At 65.1% G+C, this 20908-nt stretch carries 16 protein-coding genes and 3 rRNA genes; 14 read left to right on the top strand and 5 right to left on the bottom strand.

All coding sequences use genetic code 11. The annotated features are described in order from the left end of the window. The first annotated feature begins 3 nt into the window (after positions 1 to 3). From AB8998_RS09340 to AB8998_RS09355, 4 genes are read left to right on the top strand one after another with little or no spacing between them, the layout of a single operon-like run. Positions 4 to 924 carry a F0F1 ATP synthase subunit gamma gene (locus tag AB8998_RS09340; protein ID WP_369737633.1) on the top strand — a complete coding sequence of 307 codons (921 nt, stop codon included), beginning with the start codon at positions 4 to 6 and terminating at the stop codon, positions 922 to 924. A 23-nt stretch (positions 925 to 947) separates the two neighbouring features. Continuing rightward, positions 948 to 2396, top strand: a complete 1449-nt coding sequence (gene atpD, locus AB8998_RS09345) for a F0F1 ATP synthase subunit beta (RefSeq protein ID WP_369737634.1) — start codon at positions 948 to 950, stop codon at positions 2394 to 2396. 40 nt (positions 2397 to 2436) lie between these two features. Continuing rightward, positions 2437 to 2802, top strand: coding sequence for a F0F1 ATP synthase subunit epsilon (locus tag AB8998_RS09350; RefSeq protein WP_369737635.1), 366 nt, complete (start codon positions 2437 to 2439; stop codon positions 2800 to 2802). A gap of 6 nt (positions 2803 to 2808) precedes the next feature. After that, complete coding sequence (locus tag AB8998_RS09355) at positions 2809 to 3252, top strand: DUF2550 domain-containing protein (protein ID WP_369737636.1); 444 nt, start codon at positions 2809 to 2811, stop codon at positions 3250 to 3252. 8 nt (positions 3253 to 3260) lie between these two features. Here the strand turns inward: AB8998_RS09355 and AB8998_RS09360 are convergent, their stop codons facing one another. Beyond that, positions 3261 to 3845 (bottom strand): cob(I)yrinic acid a,c-diamide adenosyltransferase, encoded by a 585-nt coding sequence (locus tag AB8998_RS09360; protein ID WP_369737638.1) that lies wholly within the window; start codon positions 3843 to 3845, stop codon positions 3261 to 3263. Between the two features lie 128 nt (positions 3846 to 3973). Between AB8998_RS09360 and murA the strand changes: the two genes are divergently transcribed. The 4 genes from murA to rrf all read left to right on the top strand — a co-directional run bounded on the left by murA (position 3974) and on the right by rrf (position 10670). Then, on the top strand, positions 3974 to 5227 hold the full coding sequence (gene murA, locus AB8998_RS09365) for a UDP-N-acetylglucosamine 1-carboxyvinyltransferase (RefSeq protein WP_369737639.1): 1254 nt from the start codon (positions 3974 to 3976) through the stop codon (positions 5225 to 5227). Between the two features lie 362 nt (positions 5228 to 5589). Continuing rightward, positions 5590 to 7107 (top strand): 16S ribosomal RNA (locus AB8998_RS09370). Between the two features lie 291 nt (positions 7108 to 7398). Next, positions 7399 to 10486 (top strand): 23S ribosomal RNA (locus AB8998_RS09375). 70 nt (positions 10487 to 10556) lie between these two features. Then, positions 10557 to 10670: ribosomal RNA gene (rrf, locus tag AB8998_RS09380) — 5S ribosomal RNA — on the top strand. Together the 16S, 23S and 5S rRNA genes form the textbook arrangement of a ribosomal RNA operon. A gap of 277 nt (positions 10671 to 10947) precedes the next feature. On the opposite strand, the gene AB8998_RS09385 is transcribed toward rrf, so the two are convergent. The 3 genes from AB8998_RS09385 to AB8998_RS09395 all read right to left on the bottom strand — a co-directional run bounded on the left by AB8998_RS09385 (position 10948) and on the right by AB8998_RS09395 (position 13545). Beyond that, positions 10948 to 11310: a PE family protein gene (locus AB8998_RS09385; protein ID WP_369737640.1), complete on the bottom strand. Its 363-nt coding sequence runs from the start codon at positions 11308 to 11310 to the stop codon at positions 10948 to 10950. Between the two features lie 271 nt (positions 11311 to 11581). Beyond that, a complete protein-coding gene (locus AB8998_RS09390) occupies positions 11582 to 12064 on the bottom strand; it encodes a methylated-DNA--[protein]-cysteine S-methyltransferase (RefSeq protein WP_369737641.1) in 483 nt (160 codons plus the stop codon). Further along, positions 12061 to 13545 (bottom strand): AlkA N-terminal domain-containing protein, encoded by a 1485-nt coding sequence (locus tag AB8998_RS09395; RefSeq protein WP_369737642.1) that lies wholly within the window; start codon positions 13543 to 13545, stop codon positions 12061 to 12063. The genes AB8998_RS09390 and AB8998_RS09395 overlap by 4 nt, the downstream gene beginning before the upstream one ends. A 152-nt stretch (positions 13546 to 13697) precedes the next feature. On the opposite strand from AB8998_RS09395, the gene AB8998_RS09400 reads away from it, so the two are divergent. The 6 genes from AB8998_RS09400 to AB8998_RS09425 all read left to right on the top strand — a co-directional run bounded on the left by AB8998_RS09400 (position 13698) and on the right by AB8998_RS09425 (position 19275). After that, entirely contained in the window at positions 13698 to 14255 is a 558-nt protein-coding gene (locus AB8998_RS09400; RefSeq protein WP_369737643.1) for a sigma-70 family RNA polymerase sigma factor, read from the top strand. Next, entirely contained in the window at positions 14252 to 14950 is a 699-nt protein-coding gene (locus AB8998_RS09405; protein WP_369737644.1) for an anti-sigma factor, read from the top strand. The genes AB8998_RS09400 and AB8998_RS09405 overlap by 4 nt, the downstream gene beginning before the upstream one ends. A gap of 235 nt (positions 14951 to 15185) precedes the next feature. After that, positions 15186 to 15722, top strand: a complete 537-nt coding sequence (locus tag AB8998_RS09410; RefSeq protein WP_369741490.1) for a fasciclin domain-containing protein — start codon at positions 15186 to 15188, stop codon at positions 15720 to 15722. A 90-nt stretch (positions 15723 to 15812) separates the two neighbouring features. Beyond that, entirely contained in the window at positions 15813 to 17525 is a 1713-nt protein-coding gene (locus AB8998_RS09415; protein WP_369737645.1) for a cytochrome c biogenesis protein DipZ, read from the top strand. Between the two features lie 138 nt (positions 17526 to 17663). Beyond that, on the top strand, positions 17664 to 18227 hold the full coding sequence (locus AB8998_RS09420; protein ID WP_369741491.1) for a fasciclin domain-containing protein: 564 nt from the start codon (positions 17664 to 17666) through the stop codon (positions 18225 to 18227). A 55-nt stretch (positions 18228 to 18282) separates the two neighbouring features. Beyond that, entirely contained in the window at positions 18283 to 19275 is a 993-nt protein-coding gene (locus AB8998_RS09425) for a 2-hydroxyacid dehydrogenase (RefSeq protein ID WP_369741492.1), read from the top strand. Between the two features lie 6 nt (positions 19276 to 19281). On the opposite strand, the gene AB8998_RS09430 is transcribed toward AB8998_RS09425, so the two are convergent. Next, complete coding sequence (locus AB8998_RS09430; protein ID WP_369737647.1) at positions 19282 to 20907, bottom strand: adenylate/guanylate cyclase domain-containing protein; 1626 nt, start codon at positions 20905 to 20907, stop codon at positions 19282 to 19284. Between the last annotated feature and the right edge of the window lies 1 nt (position 20908).

The raw sequence follows: 20908 nt of genomic DNA on the forward strand, positions 1-20908 counted from the left end.
AAGATGGCCGCCACACTTCGTGAGCTACGCGGTCGCATCCGGTCGGCGGGGTCGATCAAGAAGATCACCAAAGCCCAGGAGCTGATCGCGACGTCGCGCATCGGTAAGGCGCAGGCGCGGTTGGAATCCGCCCGGCCTTACGCCTTTGAGATCACCCGGATGCTGACCACCCTGGCCGCCGAAGCCGCTTTGGACCACCCGTTGCTCGTCGAGCGACCCGAACCGAAACGGGCCGGCGTGCTGGTGGTGTCGTCGGACCGCGGCCTGTGCGGGGCCTACAACGCCAGCATCTTCCGGCGCGCCGAGGAGCTCTTCTCGTTGCTGCGGGCGGAAGGCAAGACCCCGGTGCCCTACGTCGTGGGCCGTAAGGCGCTGAATTACTACAGCTTCCGCAACTGGGATATCACCGAGTCGTGGACCGGCTTCTCCGAGCAGCCGACCTACGAGAATGCCGCGGAGATCGCCTCGACGCTGGTCGAGGCGTTCATGCTCGGCGCCGGCGGTGAGGCCGAGAACCGGCAGCCCGACACCGAGGGCGTCGACGAACTGCACGTCGTCTACACCGAGTTCAAGTCGATGCTGTCGCAGTCGGCGGTGGTGCACCGGATCGCCCCGATGGTGGTGGAGTACGTCGAGGAAGAACCCCAGCTGCACACCCTGTACTCGTTCGAGCCTGACGCGACAACGCTTTTCGAGGCGCTGCTGCCGCGGTACCTGACCACCCGCGTGTACGCGGCGCTCCTGGAGTCGGCGGCATCCGAGTTGGCGTCGCGCCAGCGCGCGATGAAGTCGGCCACCGACAACGCCGACGACCTCATCAAGGCCCTGACGCTGGAGGCCAACCGCGAACGGCAGGCCCAGATCACCCAGGAAATCAGCGAAATCGTCGGTGGCGCAAACGCGCTCGCCGACGCCGCCAAGTAGGCACCAAAGGAAGCGAAGAAGATATGAGTGCTACTGCCGAAAAGGCCGGCAAGGCCGACACCGACACCAACGGACGCGTCGTACGCGTCACAGGCCCGGTGGTCGACGTCGAGTTTCCCCGGGGCTCGGTGCCGGAGCTGTTCAACGCCCTGCACGCCGAGATCACCTTCGAGTCCCTCGCCAAGACCCTGACGCTCGAGGTCGCTCAGCACCTGGGCGACAATCTCGTGCGCACGATCTCGCTGCAGCCCACCGACGGCCTGGTGCGCGGGGTCGAGGTCACCGACACCGGCAAACCGATTTCTGTACCGGTCGGTCAGGAAGTCAAGGGCCACGTCTTCGACGCGCTGGGCTACTGCCTGGACAAGCCGGGATACGGGGAAGACTTCGAGCACTGGTCGATTCACCGCAAGCCCCCGGCCTTCGAGGAGCTCGAACCGCGCACCGAGATGCTCGAGACCGGTCTGAAGGTCGTCGACCTGCTGACCCCGTACGTGCGTGGCGGCAAGATCGCGCTCTTCGGCGGTGCGGGCGTGGGCAAGACGGTGCTTATCCAGGAGATGATCAACCGCATCGCCCGGAACTTCGGCGGCACCTCGGTGTTCGCCGGTGTGGGCGAGCGCACGCGCGAGGGCAACGACCTGTGGGTGGAGCTGCAGGAAGCCAACGTGCTCAAGGACACCGCGCTCGTGTTCGGCCAGATGGACGAACCGCCCGGCACCCGTATGCGGGTGGCGCTGTCCGCCCTGACCATGGCCGAGTGGTTCCGCGACGAGGCCGGCCAGGACGTGCTGCTGTTCATCGACAACATCTTCCGGTTCACCCAGGCCGGTTCCGAGGTGTCGACGCTGCTCGGTCGCATGCCGTCGGCGGTGGGGTACCAGCCCACGCTGGCCGACGAGATGGGGGAGCTGCAGGAGCGCATCACCTCGACGCGTGGGCGTTCGATCACGTCGATGCAGGCGGTCTACGTGCCCGCCGACGACTACACCGACCCGGCGCCGGCCACGACGTTCGCGCACCTGGACGCCACCACCGAGTTGTCCCGTTCGGTCTTCTCCAAGGGCATCTTCCCCGCGGTGGACCCGCTGGCCTCCAGCTCGACGATCCTCGACCCCGGCGTCGTCGGCGAGGAGCACTACCGCGTGGCGCAGGAGGTCATCCGGGTCCTGCAGCGCTACAAGGACCTTCAGGACATCATCGCCATCCTCGGCATCGACGAGCTGTCCGAGGAGGACAAGCAGTTGGTGAACCGAGCCCGGCGCATCGAGCGTTTCCTCTCCCAGAACATGATGGCCGCCGAGCAGTTCACCGGACAGCCGGGTTCGACGGTGCCGCTGAAGGAGACCATCGAGGCGTTCGACCGGCTGACCAAGGGCGAGTTCGACCACGTGCCCGAGCAGGCGTTCTTCCTGATCGGCGGTCTTGACGACCTGGCCAAGAAGGCCGAGAGCCTCGGCGCCAAGCTGTGATCGGAATCCGGGCCGGAATCAGGGCGAAAGGCGGTGTGAGATGGCGGGATTGAACGTCGAGATAGTCGCCGTGGACCGGAAGATCTGGTCTGGGGAGGCCACCTTCCTGTTCACCCGCACCACCGTCGGCGAAATCGGCATCCTGCCCCATCACATCCCGCTGGTGGCTCAGTTGGTCGATGACGCCATGGTGCGCGTCGAACGGGAGGGCCAAGACGACCTGCGGATCGCGGTGGATGGCGGATTCTTGTCGGTCACCGAGGAGAGCATCAGCATCCTGGCCGAATCCGCGGCGATCGAATCGGAGATCGACGAGAGCTCCGCCAGGGAGGATTCCGAGTCCGACGATCCGCGTATCGCCGCACGGGGTCGCGCGAGATTGCGTGCCGTCGGCGCGATCGACTAGGCGCTGATGAGCGCGCCCATGGGTCTCATGGTCGCGCTCATCGTCGCGCTGGGCGCGGCCGTTCTCGCCTTGAGCTACCGGTTGTGGAAGCTGCGCCAAGGCGGCACCGCGGCGATCATGCGGGACATTCCCGCAGTCGGCGGCCATGGCTGGCGGCACGGTGTGATCCGTTACCGCGGCGGCGAAGCCGCGTTCTACCGGCTGTCCAGTCTGAGGTTGTGGCCGGACCGGCGGCTCAGCCGGCGCGGCGTGGAGATCGTGGGGCGGCGTGCGCCGCGGGGCGACGAATTCGACATCATGACCAACGAGATCGTCGTGCTGGAATTGCGCGACACGACCCAGGACCGCAGGTCGGGATACGAGATCGCCCTGGACAAGGGGGCTTTGACCGCATTCCTGTCCTGGCTGGAGTCCCGGCCGTCGCCCCGCGCCCGGCGGCGCAGCGTCTAGTCTTTCGGTCAGCCCGGTGCCGGTGCGCCACCGCCGGGCTTCCAGAGGACGTCATCGCCGTCATTGGTCACCCGTGCCAGGATGAACAGCAGGTCGGACAACCGGTTGAGGTATTGCGCCGGCACGATGCTGACGGCCTCGCGATCGGCATCCACGGCGGCCCACGCCGAGCGCTCGGCCCGGCGTACGACGGTGCGCGCGACGTGCAACAGCGCGGACAGCGGCGAACCACCCGGCAGCACAAAGGAGTTCAGCGCCGGCAGCGCATCGTTATATGTGTCACACCACTTTTCGAGCCGATCGATGTAGGGCTGAGTGACCCGCAGCGGCGGGTATTCGGGGTTTTCCACCACCGGCGTGGACAGGTCCGCGCCGGCGTCGAACAGGTCGTTCTGGATCTGGCGCAGCACGCCGGAGATTTCCTGGCCGGGCCGGCCGAGTGCGAGGGCGACACCGATCGCGGAGTTGGCCTCGTCGCAGTCTGCGTATGCCACCAGGCGCGGGTCGTTCTTCGAGACCCGCGAGAAGTCGCTCAACCCGGTCGTTCCGTCGTCGCCGGTCCGGGTATATATGCGGGTCAGGTGTATCGCCATGACCAAACCGTACCGCGGCCCGACCGCTCGGCTCGACGGCTTGACCCCACCGCACTCCGCACCACGGAGCGCATCGTCGTCAAGCGGGCTGACTGACAAGCCGATAGGGCTTCACTAGACTGACGCGGGTGGCTGAGCGATTCGTGGTGACCGGTGGCAACCGGTTGTCCGGCAAGGTCGCAGTCGGCGGTGCCAAGAACAGCGTGCTCAAGCTCATGGCCGCGACGCTGTTGGCCGAGGGCACCAGCACCATCACCAACTGCCCCGACATCCTCGACGTGCCGTTGATGGCGGAGGTGCTGCGCGGTCTGGGTGCCACCGTCGAACTCGACGGTGACGTCGCCCGCATCACGTCCCCCGACGAGCCGAAATACGATGCCGACTTCGCGGCGGTGCGCCAGTTCCGGGCGTCGGTCTGTGTGTTGGGACCGCTGGTGGGCCGCTGCAAGCGGGCCAGGGTCGCCCTGCCAGGCGGTGATGCGATCGGATCCCGTCCGCTAGACATGCATCAGGCCGGTCTGCGCCAGCTGGGCGCGCAGTGCAACATCGAGCACGGTTGCGTGGTCGCGCAGGCGGAGACGTTGCGCGGCGCGGAGATTCAGCTGGAGTTCCCGTCGGTGGGGGCGACCGAGAACATCTTGATGGCCGCGGTGGTGGCCGACGGTGTGACCACGATCCACAACGCGGCGCGGGAGCCCGACGTGGTCGATCTGTGCACGATGCTGAACCAGATGGGGGCTCAGGTCGAGGGTGCGGGCTCGCCGACGATGACGATCACCGGCGTCCCACGGCTGTACCCGACCGAACACCGGGTCATCGGGGACCGCATCGTTGCGGCGACCTGGGGTATCGCCGCGGCGATGACCCGCGGTGACATCTCGGTGACCGGGGTCGACCCCGCCCACCTGCAGCTGGTGCTGCACAAGCTGCACGACGCCGGCGCCACCGTGACCCAGACCGAGGACAGCTTCCGGGTAGCCCAGTACGAACGTCCCAAGGCCATCAACGTTGCGACATTGCCGTTTCCGGGTTTTCCGACCGATCTGCAGCCGATGGCCATCGCGCTGGCGTCGATCGCAGACGGCACGTCGATGATCACCGAGAACGTCTTCGAGGCACGCTTCCGCTTCGTCGAGGAGATGATCCGGCTCGGTGCCGATGCCCGTACCGACGGCCATCACGCGGTGGTCCGGGGTCTCCCGCAGCTTTCCAGCGCGCCGGTGTGGTGTTCGGACATTCGCGCCGGCGCCGGCCTGGTGTTGGCGGGGCTGGTGGCCGACGGCGATACCGAGGTGCACGACGTCTTCCACATCGACCGCGGCTACCCATTGTTCGTGGAAAACCTGCAGATTTTGGGAGCGGAGATCGAGCGGGTACAGTAGTCCGAGTCAGCGCCCAAAGGTGCGGCCAGAACGAAGTTGGCCAAAACCGGGCTTGACCCTCCTGCTGGATCTGTACTAACCTGGCGCGGCCCGCCCCGAAGGGGGCCACTTGAAAAGGCCTAAAAACTGGGGCTTGACTCCAAAGCCAAGTTTGTATTAAGCTGGCAGGGTTGCCCCAGAGCGGGTGACAAAAGCAAGAGTGTTGTTTGAGAACTCAATAGTGTGTTTGGTGTTTTTGTTTGTTGTTGTTTTTTGACCATACTTACACGCCCCGTGTGTGGGTATGGTCGTTTTTTGACGCCAGATTTTGGTGTCTTGTCAGGTATCTCTGATTTGAATTCACCTCGTTTGCGAGGAGTTTTTGTTTGGAGAGTTTGATCCTGGCTCAGGACGAACGCTGGCGGCGTGCTTAACACATGCAAGTCGAACGGAAAGGCCTCTTCGGAGGTACTCGAGTGGCGAACGGGTGAGTAACACGTGGGCAATCTGCCCTGCACTTCGGGATAAGCCTGGGAAACTGGGTCTAATACCGAATAGGACCTCGAGACGCATGTCTTGAGGTGGAAAGCTTTTGCGGTGTGGGATGGGCCCGCGGCCTATCAGCTTGTTGGTGGGGTGATGGCCTACCAAGGCGACGACGGGTAGCCGGCCTGAGAGGGTGTCCGGCCACACTGGGACTGAGATACGGCCCAGACTCCTACGGGAGGCAGCAGTGGGGAATATTGCACAATGGGCGCAAGCCTGATGCAGCGACGCCGCGTGGGGGATGACGGCCTTCGGGTTGTAAACCTCTTTCAGCAGGGACGAAGCGCAAGTGACGGTACCTGCAGAAGAAGCACCGGCCAACTACGTGCCAGCAGCCGCGGTAATACGTAGGGTGCGAGCGTTGTCCGGAATTACTGGGCGTAAAGAGCTCGTAGGTGGTTTGTCGCGTTGTTCGTGAAAACCGGGGGCTTAACCCTCGGCGTGCGGGCGATACGGGCAGACTAGAGTACTGCAGGGGAGACTGGAATTCCTGGTGTAGCGGTGGAATGCGCAGATATCAGGAGGAACACCGGTGGCGAAGGCGGGTCTCTGGGCAGTAACTGACGCTGAGGAGCGAAAGCGTGGGGAGCGAACAGGATTAGATACCCTGGTAGTCCACGCCGTAAACGGTGGGTACTAGGTGTGGGTTTCCTTCCTTGGGATCCGTGCCGTAGCTAACGCATTAAGTACCCCGCCTGGGGAGTACGGCCGCAAGGCTAAAACTCAAAGGAATTGACGGGGGCCCGCACAAGCGGCGGAGCATGTGGATTAATTCGATGCAACGCGAAGAACCTTACCTGGGTTTGACATGCACAGGACGCCGGCAGAGATGTCGGTTCCCTTGTGGCCTGTGTGCAGGTGGTGCATGGCTGTCGTCAGCTCGTGTCGTGAGATGTTGGGTTAAGTCCCGCAACGAGCGCAACCCTTGTCTCATGTTGCCAGCACGTAATGGTGGGGACTCGTGAGAGACTGCCGGGGTCAACTCGGAGGAAGGTGGGGATGACGTCAAGTCATCATGCCCCTTATGTCCAGGGCTTCACACATGCTACAATGGCCGGTACAAAAGGCTGCGATGCCGCAAGGTGGAGCGAATCCTTTAAAGCCGGTCTCAGTTCGGATCGGGGTCTGCAACTCGACCCCGTGAAGTCGGAGTCGCTAGTAATCGCAGATCAGCAACGCTGCGGTGAATACGTTCCCGGGCCTTGTACACACCGCCCGTCACGTCATGAAAGTCGGTAACACCCGAAGCCAGTGGCCTAACCCTTGGGAGGGAGCTGTCGAAGGTGGGATCGGCGATTGGGACGAAGTCGTAACAAGGTAGCCGTACCGGAAGGTGCGGCTGGATCACCTCCTTTCTAAGGAGCACCACGAAAAGCACCCCAACAAGTGGGGTGCGAGCCGTGAGGGGTTCTCGTCTGTAGTGGACGGGGCCGGGTGCGCAACAGCAAATGATCGCCAGACACACTATTGGGCCCTGAGACAACACTCGGGCTGTCCTGCTGGGACTGCCTCAGTGGTGTCCCTCCATCTTGGTGGTGGGGTGTGGTGTTTGATTACTGGATAGTGGTTGCGAGCATCTAAGCGGATTCGTCGCTCATAGCAGTGGCGTATTCGTTTTGTGTAATTTCTTCTTGGTTTTTGTGTGTTAGTAAGTGTTTAAGGGCGCATGGTGGATGCCTTGGCATCGAGAGCCGATGAAGGACGTGGGAGGCTGCGATATGCCTCGGGGAGCTGTCAACCGAGCATTGATCCGAGGATTTCCGAATGGGGAAACCCAGCACGAGTCATGTCGTGTTACCCGCATCTGAATATATAGGGTGCGGGAGGTAACGCGGGGAAGTGAAACATCTCAGTACCCGTAGGAGAAGAAAACAATTGTGATTCCGCTAGTAGTGGCGAGCGAACGCGGAACAGGCTAAACCGCACGCATGTGTAACCGGGTAGGGGTTGTGTGTGCGGGGTTGTGGGAATGATATGTCTCAGCTCTACCTGGCTGGGAGGTAGTCATAAAGTGTCGTGGTTAGCGGAAGTGGCCTGGGATGGTCTGCCGTAGACGGTGAGAGCCCGGTACGCGAAAACCCGACACCTACCTAGTATCAACTCCCGAGTAGCAGCGGGCCCGTGGAATCTGCTGTGAATCTGCCGGGACCACCCGGTAAGCCTAAATACTTCTCGATGACCGATAGCGGATTAGTACCGTGAGGGAATGGTGAAAAGTACCCCGGGAGGGGAGTGAAATAGTACCTGAAACCGTGTGCCTACAATCCGTCAGAGCCTCCTCGTGGGGTGATGGCGTGCCTTTTGAAGAATGAGCCTGCGAGTCAGGGACACGTCGCAAGGTTAACCCGTGTGGGGTAGCCGCAGCGAAAGCGAGTCTGAATAGGGCGATTGAGTGGCGTGTTCTGGACCCGAAGCGGAGTGATCTACCCATGACCAGGGTGAAGCGCGGGTAAGACCGCGTGGAGGCCCGAACCCACTTAGGTTGAAGACTGAGGGGATGAGTTGTGGGTAGGGGTGAAAGGCCAATCAAACTCCGTGATAGCTGGTTCTCCCCGAAATGCATTTAGGTGCAGCGTCACGTGTTTCACCACGGAGGTAGAGCTACTGGATGGCCGATGGGCCCTACTAGGTTACTGACGTCAGCCAAACTCCGAATGCCGTGGTGTATAGCGTGGCAGTGAGACGGCGGGGGATAAGCTCCGTACGTCGAAAGGGAAACAGCCCAGATCGCCGGCTAAGGCCCCTAAGCGTGTGCTAAGTGGAAAAGGATGTGCAGTCGCAGAGACAACCAGGAGGTTGGCTTAGAAGCAGCCACCCTTGAAAGAGTGCGTAATAGCTCACTGGTCAAGTGATTGTGCGCCGATAATGTAGCGGGGCTCAAGCACACCGCCGAAGCCGCGGCAACCGCAAGGTTGGGTAGGGGAGCGTCCCTCATTCAGCGAAGCCTCCGGGTAACCGGTGGTGGAGGGTGGGGGAGTGAGAATGCAGGCATGAGTAGCGATTAGGCAAGTGAGAACCTTGCCCGCCGAAAGACCAAGGGTTCCTGGGCCAGGCCAGTCCGCCCAGGGTGAGTCGGGACCTAAGGCGAGGCCGACAGGCGTAGTCGATGGACAACGGGTTGATATTCCCGTACCCGTGTGTGGGCGTCCCTGACGAATCAGCGGTACTAACCACCCAAAACCGCAATGACCGTTCCCCTTCGGGGGCATGGCGTTTCGGGGCTGCGTGGGACCTTCGCTGGTAGTAGTCAAGCAATGGGGTGACGCAGGAAGGTAGCCGTACCAGTCAGTGGAAATACTGGGGTAAACCTGTAGGGAGAGCGATAGGCAAATCCGTCGCTCACTAATCCTGAGAGGTGATGCATAGCCGATTGAGGCGAATTCGGTGATCCTCTGCTGCCAAGAAAAGCCTCTAGCGAGCACACACACGGCCCGTACCCCAAACCGACACAGGTGGTCAGGTAGAGAATACCAAGGCGTACGAGATAACTATGGTTAAGGAACTCGGCAAAATGCCCCCGTAACTTCGGGAGAAGGGGGGCCGGCATGCCGTGAACACCCTCGCGGTGGGAGCGGAAACCGGTCGCAGAAACCAGTGAGAAGCGACTGTTTACTAAAAACACAGGTCCGTGCGAAGTCGCAAGACGATGTATACGGACTGACGCCTGCCCGGTGCTGGAAGGTTAAGAGGACCCGTTAACCGTAAGGTGAAGCGGAGAATTTAAGCCCCAGTAAACGGCGGTGGTAACTATAACCATCCTAAGGTAGCGAAATTCCTTGTCGGGTAAGTTCCGACCTGCACGAATGGCGTAACGACTTCTCAACTGTCTCAACCATAGACTCGGCGAAATTGCACTACGAGTAAAGATGCTCGTTACGCGCGGCAGGACGAAAAGACCCCGGGACCTTCACTACAACTTGGTATTGGTGTTCGGTACGGTTTGTGTAGGATAGGTGGGAGACTGTGAAACTCCAACGCCAGTTGGGGCGGAGTCGTTGTTGAAATACCACTCTGATCGTATTGGACACCTAACGTCGAACCGTATATCCGGTTCACGGACAGTGCCTGGCGGGTAGTTTAACTGGGGCGGTTGCCTCCTAAAATGTAACGGAGGCGCCCAAAGGTTCCCTCAACCTGGACGGCAATCAGGTGTTGAGTGTAAATGCACAAGGGAGCTTGACTGCGAGACCTACAAGTCAAGCAGGGACGAAAGTCGGGATTAGTGATCCGGCACCCCCGAGTGGAAGGGGTGTCGCTCAACGGATAAAAGGTACCCCGGGGATAACAGGCTGATCTTCCCCAAGAGTCCATATCGACGGGATGGTTTGGCACCTCGATGTCGGCTCGTCGCATCCTGGGGCTGGAGCAGGTCCCAAGGGTTGGGCTGTTCGCCCATTAAAGCGGCACGCGAGCTGGGTTTAGAACGTCGTGAGACAGTTCGGTCTCTATCCGCCGCGCGCGTCAGAAACTTGAGGAGTGCTGTCCCTAGTACGAGAGGACCGGGACGGACGAACCTCTGGTCTACCAGTTGTCCCGCCAGGGGCACCGCTGGATAGCCACGTTCGGCTAGGATAACCGCTGAAAGCATCTAAGCGGGAAGCCTTCTCCAAGATCAGGTTTCTCACCCTTTTAGAGGGATAAGGCCCCCCGCAGACCACGGGTTCGATAGGTCAGACCTGGAAGCTCAGCAATGAGTGCAGGGAACTGGCACTAACCGGCCGAAAACTTACCAACACACCTCGCAACCACTGTCTTAAGACACCACACCCCCCACCAGAACACTTTTGTTCAAAATAAATAGAGTTACGGCGGCCAGAGCGACAGGGAAACGCCCGGTCCCATTCCGAACCCGGAAGCTAAGCCTGTCAGCGCCGATGATACTGCCCTTTTCGGGTGGAAAAGTAGGACACCGCCGAACATACACAAAAACACCCCCGGTTTCCCGAGGGTGTTTTTGTGCTTTCTGGTCGAATGAAGGCGAATTTCCGCGGTGCGCGCCTGCGGTCGAGACCGCACGTGACCGGTGTGGCTCCGCCGGCGCCCGGCAACTGTAATGAAAGTTGCCTATAAAAGCCCGGCGATCTTGTCGATGATGCAGAGGAATGGGGCGAGGACTATCGCCAGCCCGATAACGAGCAAGGACGGCGATACCATAAGAGCGTAAAACGGCACCGTGGCAAGTGCTGTCGCGAGAATCAAAGCGGCCTGAATGGAGTAGACCAATTGGCCCCCGCCGCCGCGGCCGCGCCCATACCGGCAGTCAGCGGTTTCAACATCGCGACGTTAGCGGCCTCGGCGCCCGCATAGGGGCCTGCACTGGAAGTCAGGCGCTGCACCAATTGATCGTGGAACGAAGCCGCGCGTGCGGCCAGCGCCTGATAATCCTGGGCATACCGGGAAAACAGCTGTGCGATGGTCGATGACACCGCGTCGGCAGCGGCGGGAACCATGGCGACGGTCGGGGCGGCCGCCGCCAGATGAGCAACATTGACCGCCGACGCGATAGTCGCCAAGTCGGCCGCCGCCCCGGTCATCGATTCGGGGACCGCGATCAACATTGGGCTTCCTCTCGGCTATCCCTGTCGGCTCGGCAAGCAGCCTCGCACGAACCCGTTAGCCGCTCAACGCGAACTGCGGCGCTCGCAGGTTGTTGGCCCGTTAGGCGTCTTTCCTTTCCTTTCTGGCAAGATTCGTCGATCTGTGGGCAGCGAACGGTGAACTCCCCTGCGCCGGGGGGCGTGGCAGCGGTGCGCCCGTCCGTGGGTGTGGGGGGCTCAGGGCAGTCGCCTCGGCGGGCTCTCCAGGATCCCGGTCGCGCCAGCGGGTGTCTCACATGCGCCGGCGCCCGCCTTTCTCCAGTTCCAGCAGGCCACGTTTGCGCTCGAGCCCCCCGCCGTAACCGGTGAGGCTTCCGCCTGCGCCGATGACGCGATGGCAGGGCACGACGATCGCGATCGGGTTCCGGCCGTTGGCCAACCCGACTGCGCGCGCAGCACCGGGGGCGCCGATCTGTGCGGCGATTTGTCCGTACGACCGGGTCTCCGCGTACGGAATCGTCAACAGCGCCTGCCAAACTCGCTGTTGGAACTCGCTTCCCCGCAGGTCGAGGTCGAGGTCGAATTCGACGAGCTCCCCGGCGAAATAAGCGCGGATCTGCTCGACCGCGTGGCCGAACGCCCTCGGCGCCGGTGACCAGCCGGCGCGGCTCGGTTCGTGTGTCTGGTCGACCATGCGCAGGTTGGTCAGAACCGTGCCGTGCCCGGCCAGGGTCAGCGACCCGATCGGGCTGTCGATGGTGCGGTATTCGATCATGCGACCTCCCAATGGTTTACCGCATGTGGCAGCGTGGTCCACAGATGTTGGGTGGCATACGAACGCCGGGGACGCCAACGAGCGCTGTGCTCGACGAGGGTCCGTTGCCGGCTGGGCAAGCCCAGCCGCTCGGCGGCCAGCCTCAAGCCGAGGTCACCGGCGGGAAATGCATCGGGGTCACCGAGCCCGCGCATGGCGATCACCTCCGCGGTCCAGGGGCCGATTCCCGGCAGCGCCAATAATTGGGCACGTGCTCCGCTCCAGTCGCTGCCGGCATCCAGCACGATATGCCCATCGGCGAGGCCGGAGATCAGGGCGGCCAGCGTCCGCCGCGGGGCCCCGGGCACCGCCAGAAGTGCCGGATCGAGCTCTGCGAGTTGATCGACCGAGGGGAACGTGTGGGTCAATTCGCCGTCGGGGTCCTGAATCGGGTCGCCGTAAGCCGATGCCAGCCTGCCGGCGTGAGTCCCTGCGGCCTTGGTGGACACCTGTTGGCCCAGGACCGCGCGCACCGCGAGTTCGGCTTCGTCGACGGTGCGGGGAATGCGCTGCCCCGGGGACCGAGCCACGACGGGCCCGAGCGCCGGGTCGTCGGCCAGCGCGTCGACCACCGCCACGGGATCGGCATCGAGGTCCAGCAGTCGCCGGAAGCGCGCGATCGCGGTGGCGAGATCGCGGAAGTCGTCGAGCACCAGGCGGCAGCGCACTTGGTCGGCGGCGGGCGTGAGGGCTACCACGGCGTTGCCGGCGGGAAGCCGCAGGCTGCGCCGGTAGGCGCCGGCGCGGACCTCTTCGCAACCGGGGACAGCGGTAGCGGCGAGATGGCCGAACACGCCCTGGTAGGCGAACGGTATGCGGACCGGCAGCCGCAGGTTCACCGGCCCCGGGGACGGTTCGCATGTCGAGCGTCGTGGCCCAGTCGCCACGCTCCGGCGCATCGCCGTCGGCGTGCCTTCGAACACCAGACGCACGGTGTCATTGAACTGGCGGATGCTGGAGAACCCGGCGGCGAAAGCGATGTCGGCGAACGGCAGGTCGGTGGTCTCGATCAGCAGCCGCGCGGTCTGCGCCCGCTGCGCGCGGGCCAACGCGAGCGGGCCGGCGCCGGCTTCGGCGCGCAACACACGTTCCAGTTGCCGAGCGGTGTAGCCCAAGCGCGCCGCCAGGCCGCCGACGCCTTCGCGGTCCACCGTGCCGTCGGCGATCAACCGCATGGCGCGGGCGACGAGGTCGCCGCGCACGTTCCATTCGGGGGAGCCCGGCGACGCATCGGGACGGCACCGCTTGCAGGCCCGAAACCCCGCCCGCTGGGCGGCCGCCGCGGTCGGAAGGAACCAGACATTGCGGGCAGAGGGTGGTCGCACGGGGCAGCTGGGCCGGCAGTAGATCCGGGTCGTGAGCACGGCGGTGACGAACCAGCCGTCGAACCGGGCGTCCTTGGACTGCACGGCCCGGTAGCAGCGTTCGAAGTCTTCGTGCACGTCTCCACAGTTACACCCGCCCGCCGACAAAGCTGGCGGGAATGCGACATCAAAGTGGGGTGCGGGGAAGGCTCGTCCGTCTGTCCGGCAGCTTCGAATCACCAGCGTGAAAGAAAGACCGGCGCGCGGGAGCTCACATAGGCTACCCATCGATGAGTGGACGACCGCGCGACGAGCTGGACGCATTGCTGCGTCGAGTCGCGCGCGGCGACGGTGCCGCGTTCGCCGCCGTCTACGACCTCACCGCAAGCCGCGTGTACGGACTGGTGATGCGCGTGCTGCGTGACCCTGGCTACAGCGAGGAAACGACCCAGGAGATCTATTTCGAGTTGTGGCGCACGGCGGGGGAGTACGACCCGGCCAGAGGTTCGGCTCTGGCCTGGCTGCTGACCATGGCGCACCGGCGCGCCGTCGACCGGGTGCGCTCCGAGGAGGCGTTCAGCAGGCGGGAGTCTCGCTACGCCGCCTCCAGCGCCGAGCCGCCGGGCGACGTGGTCGTCGACTCGGCGATCGCCGGTGAGGAACGTCGTGCGGTGACCGAATGCCTGGACGCATTGACCGACACGCAGCGGCAGTGTATCCAGTTGGCGTATTACGAGGGATTGACCTACAGCGAAGTGTCGCAGCGGTTGGACGCGAATCTGTCGACGATCAAATCGCGCATGCGCGACGCGCTGCGGAGCCTGCGGAACTGTCTGGACGTGCGATGACCGAACCGACCGAATTCGAACTGCTCGAACTGGCCGCGCCGTACGCGCTCGACGCCGTGTCGGACGCGGAACGCGTCGACATCGAGCGGCGCGTAGCGGCCGCCCCGCGGCCGCTGGCGGCGGCCTTCGAGGCCGAAGTCCGCGCCATCCGCGAGACGCTGGCAGTCGCGTCGGCGGCGATAGCGGTCGAGCCGCCGCCCCGGCTGCGGGCCGCCACGCTGGCGGCGGCGGAATCCCCCGGCAAGCGGCGGTCGGGTTGGCGGAACGCGGCCGTGGCTTCCGCGGCGGCCGCAATCGTGGTCGGAGCGGTCGCCTTCGGTGTCGGCGTGCTGATGCGGCCGCATCCCCCCGCGACGGTCGCGGCGCAAGTCTTGGCCGCCCCGGACGTGCGAACGGTGTCCCGCCCGCTCGCGGACGGCACGGCCACGGTGGTGTTCTCCCGTGATCGCAACGCGGGCGTGCTGGTGATGAACAACGTCCCGCCACCGTCACCGGGCACCGTCTACCAGATGTGGTTGCTGAGTGCCAAGGGCGCGACCTCGGCGGGGACGATGGGCACGGCGGCGGTAGCGCCCTCGACCACCGCGACGCTGTCCAACCTCGGCGCCTCGACGGCCCTGGCGTTCACCGTCGAACCCGGCACCGGTTCGGCCCAGCCGACCGGGGCGATACTGGCCGAGTTGCCGCTGCGCTGAACGGATCACTGCCCGCACCCATCCGCGGCCGCGGTGTCTCCGAATCACCTGCGTCCGGTCGAAAGGCGGCGCAGGAGGCCGTCCGTGATGAAGGAGTGCAAAAGCGATGAAGGACTCTCGGGCCAGAACAGTCGCCGCGGCAGGTCTGGCGACGATCGCGGTCGTCGGCTTCTCGGCGTGTTCGAGCAACAAGTCGGCGTCCGGGTCGTCGACGACTGAGACGACGCCGTCGAGCATGGCGGCACCCACGACGACGTCGGCCATGGCCGACCCCGCTGCCGACCTGATCGGTACCGGTTGCGCCGCCTACGCCAAGCAGAACCCCAGCGGTCCCGGCTCCGTCGCCGGGATGGCCCAGGACCCGGTTGCCACGGCCGCGTCGAACAACCCGATGCTGACCACCCTGACGTCGGCGCTGTCCGGCAAGCTGAACCCGGACGTCAACCTGGTCGACACGCTGAACAACGGCCAGTACACGGTGTTCGCCCCGACCGACGCCGCCTTCGGCAAGCTGCCGGCCGCCACCATCGACAAACTCAAGACGGACGCCCCGTTGCTCACGAGCATCCTGACCTACCACGTGGTGCAGGGTCAGGAGAGTCCGGCCAGGGTCGACGGCGCCCACCCGACCCTGCAGGGCGCCACCGTGACGGTGACCGGCCAGGGTGACGCCCTCAAGGTCAACGACGCCGGTCTGGTCTGCGGTGGCGTTCGCACCGCCAACGCGACCGTGTACATGATCGACACCGTGCTGATGCCTCCGGGTCAGTAGAGCGGGCGAGACGAGAACAGCCCGGCCACGGTCGGGCTGTTCTTCCCGATAGGCACCAATCCGGGACCGCAGCGGCCACGAATAACTGTCGTGTTGACCGTAGCGCTGATCGGCTTCCTCGGTGGCCTGCTGACGGGCGTCTCGCCGTGCATCCTCCCGGTGCTTCCGGTGATTTTCTTCGTGGGCACCCCAAACGCCGCCAACGACGATGTGCCGCAACGCAAGCGGTCGAGGCCCTTGCGGCCCTACCTGGTCGTCGTCGGCTTGGTGGTCAGCTTCAGCCTGGTCACGCTGACCGGTTCCGCACTGCTGTCCCTGCTGCACCTGCCGCAGGACGCCATCCGCTGGGCCGCGCTCACCGCGCTCGCCGCGATCGGCCTGGGCCTGATCTTCCCGCCGGTCCAGCATCTGCTCGAGCGGCCGTTCGCGCGCATCCCGCAAAAATCCATCGGCATGGACGGCGGCGGGTTCGGCCTGGGTCTGGCGCTGGGCGCGCTCTATGTCCCCTGCGCGGGGCCCGTCCTCGCCGCCATCGCGGTGGCCGGCGCCACGGATTCCATCGGTCCGGTCACCGCGGTGCTGACGGTCGCGTTCGCGCTCGGCGTCGCCGTGCCCTTGCTGGTTTTCGCTCTGGCGGGCCAACGAGTAGCCCAGCGGATCAACGTGTTCCGGCGCAACCAGCGGCAGATCCGCATCGCGGCGGGGCTGCTGATGATCTCGCTCGCGCTGGCCTTGGTGTTCAATGTGGCCGCGGCGCTGCAGACCGCCGTGCCCGACTACACCGGATCGCTGCAGGACAGGCTGGCCGCCGACCCTGGGATCCGGCAGCACCTGCAACTCGGTGGCCTCGTCAACGACCAGAACGCGCAGCTGTCCAACTGCGGCAACGGTGCCACGGAGCTCGAAAACTGCGGCCCGGCACCGGGTCTCAAGGGCATAACCGAATGGCTGAACACACCCGGGGACCGGCCGGTCGAACTCGCGTCGCTGCGCGGCAAGGTTGTCCTGATCGATTTCTGGGCGTACTCGTGCATCAACTGCCAGCGCGCCATCCCCCACGTCGTCGGCTGGTACGACGCGTACAAGGAGTACGGGTTCGAGGTGGTCGGGGTGCACACGCCCGAGTACGCCTTCGAGAAGGTGGCCGGCAATGTCGCCAAAGGCGCCGCCGACCTGGGCATCCGGTATCCGATCGCCCTCGACAACCGGTATTCGACGTGGACGAACTACCGAAACCGCTACTGGCCCGCGGAATATCTGATCGACGGTGCCGGCCAGGTGCGGCACATCAGGTTCGGCGAAGGTGACTACAGCGTCACCGAGAAGCTGATCCGGCGGCTCCTCGTCGACGCGCATCCCGGACTCGAGCTGCCGCCGCCGCGGGACACGACCGGCTCCGCTCCCCGCCGACAGACCACCCCGGAGACTTATTTGGCAGTCGGCAAGGTCGTCAACTACGGCGGTGGCGGCCGTTACGACGAAGGGGCCGCGACGTTCGACTACCCACCGGCCCTCGCCGCCGACAGCTTCGCGCTGCGGGGACGGTGGTCGCTGGACTACCAGGGCGCGACGGCCGACACGGACCGGTGCGGCATCGAACTGAACTACCACGCCCAAGACGTCTATGTCGTCGCCGGTGGAAGGGGAACTCTGACCGTCACGCGCGGCGGACACTCCGTTGCGGTGCCGATCAGCGGTCCGCCGACGTCGCACCAGATCGTCGCCGACGATCGTCTGGCGCCGGGAACGCTCGAGGTTCGCCCCAGCCAGGGGTTGCAGATCTACTCGTTCACCTACGGCTAAACCCCGGCGCGATTGATTTGCACGGTCGGCAGTCCAAACCGGTTCGAGCTCCGAACTACTCGTGTCGATACCAATCCGGCGGCGGATACCGTCGCCGACACGTAGGAGGCCAGACACATGAAAGCACGCACCACCTCAATGTTGGCGACGGGTTTCGCGGCGGCGACCCTCATCGGTCTCACCGTGACCACCGCCCCGACCGCGGCAGCGGCCGACCTGGTGGGGCCCGGATGCGCGGATTACGCGGCGGCAAATCCCAGCGGTCCCGCATCGGTAGAGGGCATGTCGCAGGTCCCCGTCGCGGTGGCGGCGTCGAACAACCCGATGCTGACGACGCTGACCGCCGCGCTTTCCGGCAAGCTGAATCCCGATGTGAACCTGGTCGACACGCTCGACAACGGCCAGTACACGGTGTTCGCACCGACCGACGCCGCCTTCGGCAAGCTGCCGGAGTCGACGATCGGCCAGCTCAAGACCGATTCGAAGCTGCTGACCAGCATCCTGACCTATCACGTGGTGCAGGGGCAGCTGAGTCCGGCTCGGGTGGCGGGTTCCCACAAGACCCTGCAAGGCGCGAACGTGAACGTGACCGGCCAGGGGAACGATCTCAGGGTCGCAAACGCCCGCGTTGTCTGCGGTGGCGTGCCGACGGCGAACGCCACGGTGTACCTGATCGACACGGTGCTGATGCCGCCGATGTAGTCGTTCGGTCGGGAAAAGCTCCGTCACAACGTGATCGGTGGGGAAATTCATCGGCATGGTGGGCGATGATGGAAGCGTGACGCTGAAGAGTCCCGACGGCGTGCTGGGCATCGGCGAGTTCGAGCCCACCTTCGAGGCCGAGCTGGCCGCGCGTTACCGGATCCCCAGGCTGCCCGACGGTCCCGGTCGGGCCGATTTCCTGGCGGGGCGCGCGGCCGGTGTCCGGGTGCTGGTCACGTCCGGGCGGCCCGGCGTCGACGCGGAGATGATAGCGGCGCTGCCCGGCCTGGAGGCGATCGTCAATAACGGCGCCGGTGTGGACCTGATCGACCTGGACGCGGCGGAGCGCTTGGGGGTCGGCGTGAGCAACACCCCCGGCGTGCTCTCGGACACGGTCGCCGATACGGCGCTGGGGCTGATCCTGATGGCGGTGCGGCGTTTCGGCGCCGCCGACCGCTACGTGCGGGGCGGCCGATGGGCGCGCGAGGGCCAGTTCCCGTACGCCAGGGACGTCAGCGGCCTGCGGGTCGGCATCCTGGGCCTCGGTCGCATCGGTTCGGCCATCGCGAGCAGGCTGCTCGGGTTCGACTGTGCCATCGCCTATCACAACCGCAACCGGATCGAAGGGTCGCCGTACCGCTACGCCGAGTCTCCGGTCGAGTTGGCCGAATCGGTCGACGTCCTCGTCGTCGCCACCACGGGTGATCACGAAGCGCGCCACCTGGTCGACCGCAGAGTCCTGCACGCGTTGGGGCCCGAGGGCTACCTGATCAACATCGCGCGCGGCAGCGTGGTCGACCAGGACGCGCTGGTGGAGCTGGTGACCAGCGGCGGGCTGGCCGGCGCGGGCCTGGACGTCTTCGCCGACGAGCCCCGGGTGCCCACGGAGTTGCTCGGGCTCGACAACGTGGTGCTCTTCCCGCACATCGGCAGCGCGACGGCCCGGACGAGACGGGCGATGGCGCAGCTCGCGATCCGCAATCTGGACAGCTATCTCCAGACCGGTCAGCTCGTGACACCCGTGCTGCGGCCCCGCGGCCGGCGGTGACGCGGTCTACTCGGTCGGGGGAGCGGGCTCGGCGGGCGAGGCGAGCCGGGTGGGGCGCTCGTGCCCGCGGAGGGTGACCGTCTCGCCCAGCGACCAACGGGCGCGCTCGTTTTCGCTCGCGCCGTCGAGCGTGCCGGCCGTCGCGAGCAACCGGCCCGGATATGACTTGGCCAGCTCGCACAGCCGCGCGGCCTCGTTGACCGGCTCACCGATCACGGTGTACTCGAAGCGTTCCCGGGCGCCGACGTTGCCGGCGACCACTTGGCCCGCCGCGACGCCGATGCCGGCCTGGCATTCGGGCATCTCCTCGCCGAGCCGCTCGGCGATGCGGCGGGCAGCCGCCAGCGCCTCCTCTTCGGGGCGCTCGAGGCGGTTCGGGGCGCCGAACACGGCCAGCGTCGCATCTCCCTCGAACTTGTTGACCAGGCCGCGGTGTCGGTCGACCTCCTCGACGACGATGCCGAAAAACCCGTTGAGCACCGCGACGACTTCGGCGGGCGGGCGGCTGGTCACCAACTGGGTGGAGCCGACGATGTCGATGAACACGACGGCGACGTGGCGTTCTTCCCCGCCCAGCTTCGGGCGCTCGCGTTCGGCGGCGGCGGCCACCTCGCGTCCGACGTGCCGGCCGAACAGGTCGCGCACGCGTTCCCGTTCACGCAGGCCGTCGACCATCGCGTTGAAACCGCGTTGCAACTCGCCGAGTTCGGTCCCGTCGAACACCACCAGGTTGCCCCGCAGATCGCCGCGCTCGACCCGCTCGAGCGCCGTGCGCACCACCCGCACCGGCGTTGCCGTCAGCCACGCCAGGATCCACATCAACAGGCAACCGAAAATCAGCGTGGCGGTGGAGATCATCACCACGCCGACGGCGAACTCGGTTTCGGTCATGTTGCGCATCAGGAGCTGGAAGAAGGCCACCAGCGCGATACCGATCACCGGGACGCCCGAGCCGAAGAACCAGACCATCATGGTCCGGCCCATGATGCCCGCGGTCAGCCGCTGGGGCGGACGTCCCGCCTCGAGCGCCTGCGCGGCCACCGGACGTAGCGCGAACTCGGTTGCCAGATAGCTCCCGGTGGCGACCAGGACGCCCGCAAACGTCACGACGAACAGGAACCGCGGGACGAACAAGACGTTGACCAGCCCGTAGAGGGTGGTCAGCAGCGCCGCGCCGGATCCCCACAGGACGATGTCGACGATCGCGACCCGCCACGGCGCCAGGAACGTGTTGCGCTCGTCCTCGCGGGTCGGTGTGCGCTCCTCGATCGACCAGCGCAGCGCGATCACGGTCCGCCGGGTGATCCAGAACGCGCCCAGTGCCAGCGCTACCGCGATGTAGGCGGGCACCACCGCGAACGTGAGCCAGAGCGGCGCGTCGTCGAACACGCTCGGCTCGGGGATCGCGACCGTCACCAACAGCAGGGCGACGCCGATGCCGATCAGGTTCACGGCCACGACGAGCACGGTCAGGATCACCTGGATGCGGATGCGCCGGCGCCGTTGGCTTTCGGTGACCCGCCCGAGCAGCAGCGAGCCGTACGCCGGGGTCTCCGACAGCCGGCCGCTCTGACGGGTGACCGCTTCGAGCACCCGGCCCAGGCGCCGTGCCACCGTCTTTTCTGCCGACATG

Origin of the sequence: Mycobacterium sp. HUMS_12744610, assembly GCF_041206865.1 — a bacterium.
In the GTDB taxonomy this organism is placed as follows: domain Bacteria; phylum Actinomycetota; class Actinomycetes; order Mycobacteriales; family Mycobacteriaceae; genus Mycobacterium; species Mycobacterium servetii.